Origin of the sequence: Enterococcus mediterraneensis (genome assembly GCF_900604485.1) — a bacterium.
Lineage (GTDB): Bacteria > Bacillota > Bacilli > Lactobacillales > Enterococcaceae > Enterococcus_C > Enterococcus_C mediterraneensis.
This window is the reverse complement of the sequence record NZ_UWOP01000001.1, coordinates 164,088-178,862: the sequence shown is the minus strand read 5'-3', so window position 1 is coordinate 178,862 and position 14,775 is coordinate 164,088. Positions and strand designations below refer to the sequence as shown.

Annotated in this window: 14 protein-coding genes; 7 read left to right on the top strand and 7 right to left on the bottom strand. The window is 38.6% G+C overall.

Annotated features, from left to right (window positions below; genetic code table 11):
* Positions 1-60: 60 nt before the first annotated feature.
* Positions 61-2,574, top strand: a complete 2,514-nt coding sequence (locus EFB00_RS00855) for a sigma 54-interacting transcriptional regulator (protein WP_122645056.1) — start codon at positions 61-63, stop codon at positions 2,572-2,574.
* 285 nt (positions 2,575-2,859) lie between these two features.
* Here the strand turns inward: EFB00_RS00855 and EFB00_RS00850 are convergent, their stop codons facing one another.
* Both EFB00_RS00850 and EFB00_RS00845 read right to left on the bottom strand, forming a co-directional pair.
* A complete protein-coding gene (locus tag EFB00_RS00850; protein WP_122645055.1) occupies positions 2,860-3,285 on the bottom strand; it encodes a helix-turn-helix domain-containing protein in 426 nt (141 codons plus the stop codon).
* Complete coding sequence (locus tag EFB00_RS00845) at positions 3,282-4,865, bottom strand: ATP-binding cassette domain-containing protein (RefSeq protein WP_122645054.1); 1,584 nt, start codon at positions 4,863-4,865, stop codon at positions 3,282-3,284. The genes EFB00_RS00850 and EFB00_RS00845 overlap by 4 nt, the downstream gene beginning before the upstream one ends.
* Before the next feature lie 266 nt (positions 4,866-5,131).
* Here EFB00_RS00845 and EFB00_RS00840 point away from each other — a divergent pair, with 266 nt between their 5' ends.
* Positions 5,132-5,818, top strand: a complete 687-nt coding sequence (locus EFB00_RS00840; protein WP_122645053.1) for a hypothetical protein — start codon at positions 5,132-5,134, stop codon at positions 5,816-5,818.
* A gap of 137 nt (positions 5,819-5,955) precedes the next feature.
* Positions 5,956-6,240: a hypothetical protein gene (locus EFB00_RS00835; protein ID WP_241153385.1), complete on the top strand. Its 285-nt coding sequence runs from the start codon at positions 5,956-5,958 to the stop codon at positions 6,238-6,240.
* Between the two features lie 188 nt (positions 6,241-6,428).
* On the opposite strand, the gene EFB00_RS00830 is transcribed toward EFB00_RS00835, so the two are convergent.
* The 5 genes from EFB00_RS00830 to EFB00_RS00810 form a co-directional block, all read right to left on the bottom strand.
* Positions 6,429-6,866 carry a GNAT family N-acetyltransferase gene (locus EFB00_RS00830; RefSeq protein ID WP_241153384.1) on the bottom strand — a complete coding sequence of 146 codons (438 nt, stop codon included), beginning with the start codon at positions 6,864-6,866 and terminating at the stop codon, positions 6,429-6,431.
* 419 nt (positions 6,867-7,285) lie between these two features.
* Positions 7,286-7,420 carry a hypothetical protein gene (locus tag EFB00_RS13715; RefSeq protein ID WP_277424015.1) on the bottom strand — a complete coding sequence of 45 codons (135 nt, stop codon included), beginning with the start codon at positions 7,418-7,420 and terminating at the stop codon, positions 7,286-7,288.
* 155 nt (positions 7,421-7,575) lie between these two features.
* Complete coding sequence (locus tag EFB00_RS00820) at positions 7,576-7,785, bottom strand: helix-turn-helix domain-containing protein (protein ID WP_122645050.1); 210 nt, start codon at positions 7,783-7,785, stop codon at positions 7,576-7,578.
* An 11-nt stretch (positions 7,786-7,796) separates the two neighbouring features.
* Complete coding sequence (locus EFB00_RS00815; protein ID WP_122645049.1) at positions 7,797-8,270, bottom strand: DUF2975 domain-containing protein; 474 nt, start codon at positions 8,268-8,270, stop codon at positions 7,797-7,799.
* Between the two features lie 305 nt (positions 8,271-8,575).
* Positions 8,576-9,472, bottom strand: coding sequence for a DNA/RNA non-specific endonuclease (locus EFB00_RS00810; RefSeq protein ID WP_122647002.1), 897 nt, complete (start codon positions 9,470-9,472; stop codon positions 8,576-8,578).
* A 377-nt stretch (positions 9,473-9,849) separates the two neighbouring features.
* Here EFB00_RS00810 and EFB00_RS00805 point away from each other — a divergent pair, with 377 nt between their 5' ends.
* The 4 genes from EFB00_RS00805 (at position 9,850) to EFB00_RS00790 (ending at position 14,688) form a co-directional block, all read left to right on the top strand.
* Positions 9,850-10,347 carry a helix-turn-helix transcriptional regulator gene (locus tag EFB00_RS00805; RefSeq protein ID WP_122645048.1) on the top strand — a complete coding sequence of 166 codons (498 nt, stop codon included), beginning with the start codon at positions 9,850-9,852 and terminating at the stop codon, positions 10,345-10,347.
* A gap of 11 nt (positions 10,348-10,358) precedes the next feature.
* A complete protein-coding gene (locus tag EFB00_RS00800; RefSeq protein ID WP_122645047.1) occupies positions 10,359-11,039 on the top strand; it encodes a hypothetical protein in 681 nt (226 codons plus the stop codon).
* Positions 11,040-11,337: 298 nt separating this feature from the next.
* On the top strand, positions 11,338-14,034 hold the full coding sequence (locus EFB00_RS00795) for a calcium-translocating P-type ATPase, PMCA-type (protein ID WP_241153382.1): 2,697 nt from the start codon (positions 11,338-11,340) through the stop codon (positions 14,032-14,034).
* Between the two features lie 219 nt (positions 14,035-14,253).
* Positions 14,254-14,688, top strand: coding sequence for a DUF2188 domain-containing protein (locus tag EFB00_RS00790; RefSeq protein WP_122645046.1), 435 nt, complete (start codon positions 14,254-14,256; stop codon positions 14,686-14,688).
* The last annotated feature ends 87 nt before the right edge of the window (positions 14,689-14,775 follow it).

Below are 14,775 nucleotides of genomic sequence, written 5' to 3'. Positions count from 1 at the left end.
CTGTTTAGAAAGATGACTTTTTCAAATACATACGGTATGTTTATAAGAGGAGGGCAAGCTATGCGACAAGAAACAAGAGAACATTTACTAAATTTATTAGCAGAAGAAAATGCTTTGACAACACAAGAGATCGCTGATTCCATCTCATTGAGCCGCTCAGCCACAAGCCTATACTTAAATGAGCTGTTAGAACAAAATGAAATACAAAAAAGTGGTACAAAACCAGTATACTGGACGATCAATAAACCAAAATATGAAAATGATGAAGATGTCTTTGTTCAGTATATCGGAAGTAACGGCAGCGCAAAAAAAGCCATTGAAACATGTAAAGCAGCAGTTTTATATCCGCCATTAGGATTGCCGCTTCTTCTACATGGAGCAAGTGGTGTAGGCAAAAGTTTTTTAGCATATTTGATTTTTAAATATCTTCAAGAAAACAAATGTAAGGGATCTCAAAAATATTTTGTGTTCAACTGTGCCGATTATGCGAATAATCCTGAACTATTATCTTCTATTCTATTCGGTCATACAAAAGGGGCGTTTACCGGAGCGGAAAAAGAAAAAAGTGGGCTTTTAGCACAGGCGGATAACGGTGTTCTTTTCCTCGATGAAGTCCACCGTTTGTCTCACGAAAATCAGGAAAAGTTGTTCCAATTTATGGATACAGGAAAATTTCGACCTATTGGGGAAGAAGCGGAAATGGTGTATTCGAACGTCCGATTATTATTTGCTACGACTGAAAAACCTGAAGAAGTTTTATTAGAGACCTTTTATCGACGTATTTCTGTAGTCATTAATCTACCAGCTTTTCACGAGCGTCCGATTTTTGAACGGATCGAATTAGTCAAATATCTATTTGAGCGTGAAGCAAAACGTATCAAAAAAAATATAGTCATTTCAAATGAAGTATTTTTTGATTTAACAGCTCAAAAACTTCCGGGAAATATCGGAAGTTTATCAAATCAAGTAAGAATGGATTGTGCAGATGCGTTACGTTTAGCGCCAACTAGTCCAACATTGTATATTGGGAAAGACAAAAAAGCGGCAATCGAAATAACCTATCCTCCAATCTCAAAATCAAAAGCGGGGAACCGCCAGCTTTTCGCGAAAAAATTGAGCTCATTATTGGAAATGACCAACTTTACCGAACTAAAAGAGAAATTACAAGATTTTGACAGTCGATTTTTGGAAAATATGGTTGTTTTAGCTAATGACAGTTTATCTTTAAAGATAAAGACAAGTGTTCAGGAACAAAATCGAAGAATCATCGACAATGAAGCGTTGACAGCGGATTCGGTTGAAGTAGTGTGCAGGTTATTACGAATCGTAAAAGAAAAGATGGATGGGAAAAAACTGGAAGAAAAAATGCATCTTTTTTCAAAACAATATCCAAGAACTTTGCTCTTGTCAGCAAATCTTACTAAAAATTTACCGTTGGAAGTTCAACCTTTTGTTACTTTTTTCTTGGGAGTGATGCTGATCGGCAAAGTATCAGAAGACATTCGTTATCAAGCTTTATTAGTAGCTCATGGAAACGCTACGGCCAGCAGTATTCAAGCAGTGGCAAACAAAATGTGCGGAGACTATGTTTTTGACGCCATCAACATGCCTTTGACTTCTTCTGCCAGAGATATTGTTACGAAAGTTAGTGATTGGCTTTCAGAAAGGGATACATCAGAAGGGGTGATCATGTTAGTAGATATGGGGTCATTGACTCACTTATATAAAAGCTTGAAGCCTCAGATTTTAGGGGAATTATTAGTGATCAATAATTTGACCACATCTTATGCATTGGATATCGGGCAGAGATTGATCAATGGCAATCTCTTTTATGAAATCGCTAAAACGGCGGAACGGGAGTTCGTGACAAATGTGCAATATTTTGAAGGTTTTGCTGTAGAAAAGAACGTTATTATCGCCAGCATATCTGGACGGAATATCGCTAAAAAAATAAAGACAATCTGCGAAAAATATTTCAATCCTGATATCAAGTTGATTGTATTGAATTACGGCGAGTTGGCGAATACCTTGGAACGAGCATCTTCGGAAGAGGACTATTTGAAAGAAACGGCTTTGATCTTAACAACTTCGTATCTAGATAATACTACCCCTGTTCCAAGTATCAATCTGATCGATGTTCTGGATGAGGATGCGGAAAATCAGTTGAATAGACGCTTAAGAAACTTGATTCATCCTAATAATATCCCATTATTGATGAACGAATTCATTCATTTCTTTTCAAAAGAAGGACTATCTGAAAAGCTTGAATTTCTAAACCCTGATGTGATCATCAGACAAGTAGAGGATGTAGTAGATAAGTGTGAAAAAAGATTCAATTTACAGTTGAATGCTAAAATGAAATTTAACTTGATGATGCATCTAGCTTTGATGATCGAGCGAACGATCCTGGGAGCAAAAGACTATCCTGTACCAGAAGATGTCAACGAACTGAAAATCAACAATAAACCTTTTTATCAAAATGCTCAAACGATTTTTTATACATTGGAACAGTTTTATAGAATCAAAATCTCAACATGGGAGCTTTATATTCTTTATGAGATTTTATTAGGATGAGCTCATTTTTCTGATTCTTAAAGTTTTCAATATTGAGATGATAATGTTGCTTTATTTTTCTTGTTAAGAATAGCATTTTTTGTCTGAAACCTATTGGGATAAGGATATAAAAAATGATCTGTATGATAGTTTTGGTTTGGAGTATGTTATTTGTATAATAAAATCTAAGTTTTTAGGTCTATCATCATGGGATATCTGCTTTTTGCAGATAAAATTATTAAAACACTGCAGCAAGGTGAAAACTTTGCCGCAGTGTTTTTGCCTTCTATGAAGCTGGTACTTGCTTTAATGATAATCTTGCAACGTATTTTTTATCCAATCGCCAAAACTGATGACGTATTCTGGCGGTCCTTGGATCACTACTCTAGCTTTAGTGGGCGTAAGAACTTGATAAAAGAACTTACGATTTTTACCATCGTAAACTGTGTTGTATTGATGAAGCAGTTTATCTTTTAATGATTCGATTGACTCTATATCCGTAATAGGAAGGTTTAGCGCAAGCATCGCCTCCAGATCCGTACTATCAAGAAAACTTGATACAGGATCTTCAATAGTCATACCTGCGAAATCATAGATGTCGGATTTGTGGAATTTCCACTGTCCGCCGATTTTTTTTCCAGTAAGTTTTCCTTCTGCCAGATAGTTTCTGATGGTTCGGGTGGTCACGCCCAATTCTTCAGCTACCTCTGTAATAGTCAGCATCTCTTTCATTTTGTTCCTCCTGAACTGATGTTGATTCTTTTGTTTGCATATCTTTTAAAAAACTTATCGTGTGTCGTAAATAAGATGATTTTTTCTTTTTTGTTTTTGAGTAGAAAATCCATAATGGCAACTGCTGATTCTTTATCGATATTGCTGATACTTTCGTCAAGGATATACATATCAGCATCTGAGATCATGAGCCTGCTGATCGCTATTCGTTGTTTCTCGCCGCCGGAAAGATTCCCGCCATTTTCATATAAAATACTTTGCCAATTTTTGTCTTTCAATATAGCGCCCAATATACCTGAACGTTGGATCGATTTTTTGTCTGCGTCTGAAAGTTTTTTGCCCATCCCGATATTTTGTTCCAAAGAAGTGGAAAGGATCGTCGGGGTTTGAGAAATGTATGCGATCCGGTTTCGCAAATCATGGTTGTTGATTTCATTGATGGGTAAGTCATTGACCCTGATACCAGTGGAAGAACGAAAATTCAATAATAACCGTAATAATGAAGATTTTCCACTGCCGGAATCGCCTTCTAAATAAATTATATCACCTTTTTCTAAGACGACGTTTAGATCATACGAAAACTTTTTTTCTCCTAAATAAAAACTAGGATGATCGATTGTTACATGATCGATAGTGGTGAGGGGAAAATCACCGAGGGCTTCTCGATTTGCGTCCAGTTCATTTTTTATGAAATCATTTGCTGTCAAAAGACTTTTATAGTCGATGTTGGCTTTTGAAAGATCACCTAAAGCAGAATAATACATAGGTATGATGATGCTTATGATGATGAGATTCCCTACCGGAAATTCTTGGTTAACGATCAAGATGCTGGTCCAGATATAAGTCATATTTTGGACGAGCTGATTTATAAAAGTAATGGTGTTGCTGGTGATTTGGGCATATTTATTGGTATTGGCAAGTGATTGATACATAGCGGTGATTTGAGGCTTTAACAAGTGTTCCATCGCTGATCGACTGGCTTGAGATTTGACATTGTCGCTATTAGATAGTGTCACGATCAGATCTTTATTCGCACTGGCGGAATCTTTCTGCATTTTTTCCATTTTGAGGGCTAAATGTTTATTGATATATTTGAAGCCAAAAAAATTAAGCGGCAGCAAAAGCAGTAAAACCATGAAAATTTTCCAGGAGATAAAAAATAAAACCAATAAAGACAAGCAAATGATAAAACCTGCTTTGATGACGATAGACAAGCTTGTCACCAGAAATAAATAAAGCGAGTCTACTGCTGTGAAGATCCGATTGACGAGATAGGAGGATTCTTTTTCGATCAGCTTGTCATATTTCAAGTCATATACTTTTTTGATAAGACTAAAGAGATAATTGACATTGAAACTGGCCGCAAAATTCTCCCGGTAGACAAACATAAAGATTTGCAGGAGATAGGAGACCAACATAGCTAAAAAAATATACAGCATGATATCAAACGATAAACTGACGTTTTGATCATTAAAATATTGGATCATTATAGGAGTGATCATTGAGGTAATCCCACCAATAATGACCAGTAAAAAAGTGATGAGAATGAATTTTTTCTCTTTTCCTAAAATTTCCTTCATAATCGTCCGTCCCTTCCTTTTTTTTTATAATTAGTATATAGTTACTAATAAATAATGTCAATTTTTTCATAATTGTTTTGAAGAAGTAGGAAAATAGCTGGCTGGCTTATTGAGGAATTGTTTGCAGGGAATGGTGAGAAAAATGTGTCAGCCAACCACAAAGGCAGAAAACAAATGAACAAGATATTTTTATCATGGTTCATTGCAGAATATTTGTTATTTTTGTGGTATGATAATCGAAAATTATTTACTTGGGAGTTGGTTGTATGTTAGGGGTTGTCAGTTTGAAGGAATGGGTAGCCGGCGAACGATTTTCAATAGTAATAAGTCCGATCCTAATTGGCTTGGGCGCGCTGCTCATTCTGGTTTTACTATTCTCGCTTTTTTACTTGCACTATCGCTTCAGCAAACATGTCGCGATAGCTTCGTTGGTAGGGATCCTTCTCTTGGTAGGAGTCTTTTTTCTGGGAAAGAATCAATATACGGAATTTAACCAGCTGAATAGAAACGTCCTACCGAACATTCGAGACAGGGAACGGACGTTTACCGGTTATGAATTTTACGAGCGCGATACGTTGAATTACTACAAAAGATATCAGAATCGCAAAGGCATCGAATCCTTAGAAATCTATAAATCGGAACCAGTCGACGAACCAGTAGAATATCTTGGTACTGCCTATGATTCATTTTATTTCATGTTTCGGAACAATGTTGTTTATCTGCGTGATAAAGCGGCATTTACTTCCATTGATCAGGCTGAATTGACCGGTATCAAATATATCTTGCAGAAACCAGAATTTGCGACGATCGGTTTTTTTGAGACTACCAACAATTTTTTAGATGAATTGAAGATTCCGGAAAGTCAAAAAGAAAAAGTGTATGAACCAATTGACGGTAAAAAAGCCCGACCATTTGAATCTGCTCAAACTATGTGGGCGACTTTTGATGAGTGATATGGGTTTAATATGAATGAGTGATTTACAGTGTTTTTAATAAAAATCAATATTTTGAAAACAGCTTTGTGAGGTGGGTTCTTATGAAGTACAATTATAATTTGGTTTATTATGGCAGGGTCATCAGAAGGGTACTTATGTTTGCGATCAAGTTCATTGATTTTTATCTGCTATTTTTTGTAGCAGGAAGACAGTTGTACCTTACGTATATTTTGTTGATTAAATTCATTTTTCTATGGATAGTGGGTTCTGCGATCGCATTGATCAGAAGAAAAATTAAATACGGCTCGTTCAAAGACCGCGTGAAATCAGAAGAGTATCTCCATCCTAACCATGATAGACGGGAAAATCTGATTTTGCTTACCTGTGTTTTGCTGCTGATACTGGAATGTTATCTGTTGACATTGCCGATCCCCAACTGATTCATTGAGAAGTTTTGAAGGTAAAAATATAAACCAATAGAAAAAAATCCGACCGATTTCTTTTGAAAATCGATCGGATATTTTTTGTACTCTTCAGCTGGTAAATTCAAATAGCTGTGTCAGATTTCTTTCGTATAAACGATGTTGCCGTACTCATCCGGCTCAGTGGGGCTGAAACCGTTCCGCATTCAGAAACGTGTATTATTCTCATTTGAAGTATTCAACGCGAGATATGCTGCGCCTTGTTCTTTCAAAAACAGCTCAAGTTCTGCGACTACACGACTGCCAAGACCTTGATTGCGGTGACTTGTTTCAATTGAAAAATCTAAGATAAAAGCCTTGCCGTCTTCTGAATGATAGATTTTATAGGTGAGAAAACCAATATATGTGTCCTGATCATATACAAAGATGAACTCCAGCGGGGAATCACCGTTTTTGGGGTGATGATGAAGATCCATTACTATACGGTAGTATTCTTCCGAGTGGAACCATTCGACGATCTCTGCTCGTTCCTGACCGGTTTCTGTCAAATTGGGAAAAATATCGTTTCTTTCATACTCGCGTTTTTTCTCCCAAAAAAGGGCGATTTCTTTTTCAGCAATAAGTTTTTTAAAAGTGATTGTCACATGATCCTCCTGTTCATTCGTCCAGTGCATCTACAACTTTATCCACCAAAAGGCGTAGTTCTGTCGATTGATTTTCATGAGACACCACATCCTTAAATAAATTTAGTTTTTTAAAACTCAGCTAAAAGTGGACCACAGTAATATCAGTAAAAAGCCTATGAAAAAAGGCGGAAGATATGTTAACGTCCATCTGCTGAATTTTTTTCCAATATTTCGTTCTTTTTCGTAGTGGGGGTCAAAGCGGTCTTCTTTATATCTTTGAAGTGGGCGAGACCAAAAAAGTCCATTGGTGAATTTTAGCAAGATCGCAAAAATTATCAGAAAACCGCTGAACAATGCCCCGACAAACGCTGCTTGCGACAAGAAATAACTACTCATTTGCACACCTTCCATAATACTTGATTACATTGACGATCGGTCTATTCGGTCGCCGCATAATAAAATATGAATCCCAAACCAAATAAACCGTGAAATAATGCCCATGAAATACTGCGCCATTTTTTGTACGAAAGAACAAAAGCACAAATATGGAACAAACTGATACTTAGATTCATTTGTTTTCCTCCGATTAAGTTTGACTTTTGCTTCAGTAAAAATAACGGTTGTAAATTGATGGTCTCTATATAAATTATAGACTAACGGAATTCCAATCACAAATATTTTGATAATAAAACACATGAAGAAGAGAATGCCTTCTTCATGTGTTTGTCTACTCGTCTTTTTGATAGCTTAAAAGATCTCCCGGCTGACATTCCAGCACTTCGCAGATTTTCTCGAGTGTAGAAAAACGAATCGCTTTGGCTTTGCCGGTTTTTAAAATCGAGATATTCGCCATCGTGATCCCGACTTTTTCGCTTAATTCTGTGACGCTCATTTTTCGTTGAGCAAGCATAACATCTAGATTAACAATAATTGCCATAATCTCACCCCTCAGACAGTCAAGTCATAATCTTTTTTCAGCATGATCGCATTTTCAAGCAGATTTTCCACAACACTGATCAATGTGTAAATTGCAAACGGGATAAATACGATGGCGATCCCTACCAGCATCAAACCAGGCGCGTCGTCTAAATCAGCGACTTTCAAAAATTTAGGCAGAATACCGAAAAATGCGATAAAGATAATCAAGATGGTATTTTTGATTTTCTTTAAGACCGTCAGACTTTCTTTGGAAAAAGCTTTGTTCAACTCGACATTTTTTAAAAGTTTCAATAGGAAATAGGCAATGACAAGCCCTAACACCAGCGTCAGATAAATGACAGCTAATAATAAATTAGTCTGCCAATCATAATGGAAGCCTTTCTCGCTGGTAGAAATCTGGATGTAAAGCAAGACACCGAATAAAATAAAAACAGCACAGATCCCTAAAGTAATAAATTTTAAAAATAAAGTTTTCAATTTCATAATTATGACTCCTCTTTTGTTTTGTTGAAATAAATATAGCAAACCATTTATTGAAATACAACTATTTTTTATCGAAAAACGATAATTTAATTGGCGGATGGAATTGAGAAACAAATCATCACTGCATTCAAAAGGCTGCTATATAAGAGGATCTGCAAAACAAAAGACAGTAAACAAGCACTGTTTTTAAACAAAAAAAATCCCAATGTTGGGAAACTTCGTCATTGTATGGAATGAACCAACAATGGTCGGAGTAGTCAGCAACACTGGGATTTTTTGATTTCTATAAGTTTTGTTCTATACGATCATTTTTCGGCTGGTGGACGATAGCCGGCTGCCTCGGCCTCAGCGATCGTTTTAAACCAAGCTTGGGGATTGGTTGTCGAATCATAATATTTAGAACCAGGCAGGTGATAGATCCCGCTTTTTGAGCCCTTGATCAATCCTTTGCCATTGATATCGACATATTTTTTGTTTTTATCTGAATCAGTATTGTTGGATGATTCATCAGAAGATTGTGTTGCGGTACCGATTCGGCTTGTACCATCCGCGTAGTTGATCGTAACACCATCTTGGATATTGAAGATAAATACATTGAAGCGAATGTCGTTACTGCCGATAGATTGAGCTTGCATATGGACGCCTCTAGCCACCAATTCTTCGTCACGAAAGACCGGTACAACAGAATAGCGGACATATTTATCCGGATTTTCTTTTAGAAAATAAGCGATATCTGATTCAAAACGCAGCATTTCCGGACTGTTCAATTGTCTCGTTCCGGTGATCAAGTTTTTAAGATTGTTGTTTTGACCAGTCAACTGAAAACCGATCAGATGAGAACGATTATATAAATAGCCGTTTTTTATCTTTTTGTTCCGCCATCCGGTAGGGTCCACAGTCAGCGGTTCGCGTTTTTCAGTAGGCATCAGTTTTTTATTCAATAGTGCTTCGGCATAGGTAGGCCGATTCAGCGAATCCAGATTCCCGTATTTTTCCCAAGGACCATTTTTAGTAGAAAGATCCTCTTTGCTGAATGTCGGTACGCCATTATTGACATCGATGGTTTGAGTGCCTGTATATTTTTTTTCAGCTAATTGCTGGTTGGTCAACGCATGGTCGCCAGTGGTCATGGATCGATTTGGCGATGAGATCATCGAACAGCCGGTCAAGAAAATCCCTAGAAAAACAACTGCAAAAGGCATCAGTCTTTTTAGAGTTTTTTTAGAAACTTTTTTGATCAACACAAAGCTGATGATAAGCAATATAAAAAGACTCATAAGTTTCAAATGTAGCTCCATGTCATCCTCCTCTTTGATAAATAAATAATTGCAGGGAATATGTCCCCAAAGAAGTATATAACAAAACGCATTTTATTTATACGGTAGATTTGTTAGAATTTCTTTAATCAGAGTCTGAAATTCTTTTTTCGCTCTTTAAAGTAATAGGAGAACAGAAAATAATGAAGCGTTTAAAACGTTGATACAACACTATGTACAGTGATTTTGACAAGAGGAAAGATAGGATTTCAACGTTTTTTTCAGCACACTTTGCTATGATGAGGACAAAAGGAGGAGAGAGTATGGAACTGAATGAAAGGTTAAAAAAATTGCGGATCGCCCATCAATTGACACAAGAAGAATTGGCACAAAAAATTTTTGTTTCACGACAGACGATCTCGAATTGGGAAAACGGGAAAGGACAGCCGGAGTTGGAAAATCTGCTTTTGCTGAGTGAGTTGTATCAGATCTCGATCAATGAACTTTTGCAAACAAAACAGCTGACTGCTCCTCCGGAAAATCAGCGGATCGCAAAACAGCATTTATATGGGTTAAGCTTTTTTTCATTTATGATCATTGTTTTGCAGATCACAATAAAACCCTATTCATTTGTCTTTTTATTGGCTTATTCCATCGGTGGGCTGTTGTGGACTTCAATCTACCTGTTTCGGACAAAACGGCTGGCCAATATTTATGGTCAAGGAGAAAATATGTATGATGTGGCGATATATCTTTGGATCGCTTCAGTGGTTGGTTTTTTTGTTGCGATCCTTTTGCAAGGGGCATATATTTCTAATTAGGAGTGGGAAAAATGAAAGGGTTAATATTGACGATCGATCGCCAAGATGAGTCTGGTGTTTTTTGGACGCAGCAGGATCACGTTTACCTGCCTAGGCTATTGAATTTTTTAAATGTTGAATACAGCGAGTATAAATGGGAAAGTATGGGGAGTTGGAAGTTAGACGCTGACAATCTGCAAGGATATCAAGCAGTGGCTGTAACACCTCTTACAATGAAATATAAAGAAAGAGTTCAGAAACTGCAACCAATAATCAAAATCGTGACGATCGATACGGAACGCTTTATGCGGATGCTTGCCCCTAAAGGTGCGGTTATAGGACGTACCACCGGGTATGTGATTACCAAAGGACCTCAAGTGAATTACAAAGACCGTCCTAAAACAGAGCTGTCTTTGTTTGATAATGACAGCTTACGTCAATTGATGCGAGACTATCCGAAAATTTATTGGACGGTGGAGTCTTTTGACGATGTAAAACGTCTATTAGCGCAAAACGCGAAAAATGTAACAGTAGGACTGGCACCTCAGGCTCTTTCTTACGAAAAATACTTGCAGATCAATTATCCAGAAGCAGAAATCTTGCATGTTGTCCCCAAAAAACTTTTAAAAACACTAAAGTATATTGAGGGGACAATGTTGCTGATCACGGTTTTAACGATGTTTCTTCTGATATTGCTGGTCTTTTTCCAATAATTGCATTGTATGGAACGAAAGGATAAACATTGTTATAAAAAAACTTAAAAATATTTTTGTAAAAAAATGTTCGTTATTGCTTGCGTTACTCTTAGATGTTTGTTAGTCTTAATATAACGAAAGATAAAAAAATATCTCCTTAGGGGAGTAACTGGCGAGCAATCGCGATAATATCAACAGTAAGAAAGTCGTCTCGATTTTCTGGTATTATATTAAACAGTAAGACCTAAGACAACTCATTGGACAGTTGTCTTAGGTCTTTTTTTATCTTTCAAATCAAATCATTGGGGGTTCTGAATTGGAACAAAACAAAACACAAAAGATCCAAAAAGCAGATTATCAAAAATCGGTTGCTGACTTGTATCAAGAACTATCAACAAACAAGCAAGGACTTTTAAAAACGGAAGCTGAGTCACGTTTAACGACGCACGGCTTTAATGAATTGCAAGGCAGAGCGAAAACGCCGCTATGGATCGTTTTCTTGGAAACTTTTAAAGACGCGATGGTGATCGTTCTTTTGATTGTTGCGGTGGTGCAGATCGTCATGGGGCATGCGATCGAGTCTGCGGTTATTTTCGCGGTACTGCTGTTGAACTCGGTCGTGAGTGTGATCCAGACCAAAAAAGCGGAAAATTCGTTGGACGCATTGAAAAAACTTTCTTCGCCAAATGCCAAAGTATTACGAGACGGCATGCCAGTAACGATCCCGGCAAGAGAGATCGTCCCAGGAGACATCGTGCTATTAGATGCCGGTGATTTTGTACCGGCTGACGGACGTTTGATCGAAGCAGGAACACTGCGGATCGACGAAGGAATGCTGACAGGTGAATCGGTACCGGCAGAAAAAAATACTGCTGATATTTCCGGTGTTGTTCCAATAGGAGATCGCAACAATATGGTACACAGCGGGACATTAGTAGTTTACGGACGGGGACAATTCTTGGTGTCTAAGACTGGTAAAGATACAGAGATCGGTCAAGTTGCAGATCTATTAGAAAACGCGACGAATGCCGCAACACCTTTGCAGCGCAACTTGGATAAATTCAGCCAGAAATTGGGACTGGCGATTTTAGGACTTTCCATTTTGATTTTTGTCATCCAAATCGCACGGATCTTTATTGAAGGGGATCCGAATATTTTGCCAAGTGTCATGAACGCCTTTATGTTCGCGGTGGCGGTTGCTGTAGCGGCGATCCCGGAAGCATTGCAGTCCATCGTGACGATCGTACTTTCATTAGGAACGAAAAAAATGGCGAAACAAAACGCGATCATCCGCAAGCTGTCTGCTGTTGAAACCTTAGGAGCTACCAGCATCATCTGTACAGATAAGACAGGTACGTTGACTCAAAACAAAATGACGGTGGTAGATACGTTCTTCTTGAAATCACAAGGACAAGAAGCAGAGATCCAAAAGCAGCTTTTGCAGACGGCGGTCTTGGCAAATGATGCGGCTGTCAACGAAGACGGCAAAAAAATCGGTGATCCGACTGAGATCGCGTTGGTCGATTTCGCTGCAAAGCAAGAACTGTCAGCCGAATCACTTCGTCAAGCATATCCAAGAAAAAATGAACTGCCTTTTGATTCCGATCGCAAAATGATGTCTACCGTTCATCAGATCGAAGGGACATTGCAGCTGTTGACTAAAGGCGCGCCAGATGTGATCTTCCAACGCAGTACTCACGTGAAGATCGGTGATCAAATCGTTCCTTTCAATGAAAAGTATCTAAAACAATTCCAAAAACAAAATGAAGAATTTTCAAATCGTGCATTGCGGGTATTATCTTTTGCTTACAAACCGATAACTTCTGAAGAGATCACTCTAGCTGACGAAAACGGACTGATTTTGATTGGTCTGATGGCGATGATCGATCCGCCGCGAGAGGAAGTTTATCAAGCAATCCGAGATGCGAAAAATGCAGGTATCAAACCAATCATGATCACTGGTGACCACAAAACGACTGCCCGTGCGATCGCTAAAGAAATCGGTTTGTACACAGAAGGCGAGATGGCGTTGACAGGCGCGGAATTAGATCAATTGAGTCATGAAGAATTGATGGATGTATTGGACAAAGTAACCGTGTATGCCCGTGTTTCTCCGGAAAATAAGATCCGGATCGTCAAAGCTTGGCAGGAAAAAGGCAATATTTCCGCGATGACCGGTGATGGTGTCAATGATGCTCCTGCTTTGAAACAAGCGGATATCGGGATCGCTATGGGGACAGGAACAGATGTCGCTAAGGACGCTTCAGCAATGGTCTTGACGGATGACAATTTTGCTTCGATCGTGAATGCGATCGGTGTCGGCCGCAATGTCTTTGATAATATCAAAAAAGCTGTCGCATATCTTTTTGCCGGAAATCTGGGAGCGATCATCTCCATTATTTTCGCGCTGATTATGAACTGGGCAAATCCATTTACAGCGCTGCAACTGCTGTTCATCAACTTGGTGAATGATTCCGTGCCGGCGATCGCACTAGGGATGGAAAAACCTGAGCCGAATATCATGAATCGTCAGCCGAGAGATCCGCGAACAGGGATCTTTTCCGGGAATACCTTCATTTCTGTCGCTTATCGCGGTATTTTGATCAGTGCGGCTGTTATCGTTGCGCAATGGATCGGTATGCAGCAATCGGCAGAACTTGGTGTTGCGATGTCCTTCTCAACATTGATCTTAAGCCGTACATTGCAGATCTTCCCAGCACGTTCCAATACACAAACAGTGATCGGTGCCGGATTCTTCAGTAACAAAATCGTTCTAGCGGCTGTCGGATTTTGTGGACTGCTCTATGTTGGTACATTGCTGCCGTTTACTCGTGAAATCTTTTCGATCCCGGCTTCCTTTGGCTACACACAATTCTTCATCTCCTTGTGTCTGTCATTGTCAGCTGTTGCATTGATGGAATTGACGAAACTATTTCTTGCATGGTACCGCAGTTCAGCGGCTGTCAAAAGCGGCAAGAAAATTCCCAGCTTCTCAGACAGTTCAACGAAATAAGTAACATGTCGTTTGAGTCGTAGTTGCCCAAAAGGTAAAATAGTTTCGTTTCTCCGGTGAAAACGATACAATAATTATAACGAATCAATGATCGTGTCATAAATCAGTGCTGATACTTTCGCCAAAGAAACAGTTGGAGTTGGCTGTCAGCTTGACAAATTGACGCGATTTTTTGAAAAGAGTTGAAATAATTAGTTGTGTAAAGGGAGGAAAAAAGCTATGCCTTGGGACATGAAGGACTATCCTGCATCAATGAAGAATTTGGATCACATCACTCGTAAAAAAGCGATCGATATCGCTAATGCACTGTTGGCAGACGATTATCCGGAAGATCGGGCGATTCCGATCGCTATCAGTCAAGCTGAGAAATGGGCGGAAGACGCGGACCAGCAAGAAAAGAATAAGTTTAAAAAAGAAAAAAATCCGCAAAAATCCGACAGCCATGATACTGATCAAAATTCCGGCAGATTATTAGATGCAGACGTCGCGGTGAAATTCGAAGATGACAAGTGGCAAGTGATCTCTGAAGGAGCTAAAAGAGCCAGCGACAGCTTTGAACATAAAGATGAAGCTGTTCAACGAGCAAAAGAGGTCGCTGAAAATAAGGGGACCGACGTAAAAATTTATAAAAAAGACGGTACACTGCAAAAATAAGAATAACCAAAAAATATGAAAAAAATCCGAACGACTGCAATCCTGATTCCATCGCAAACAGCGAGAAGAAGGAAGCTTTCGTCCGGA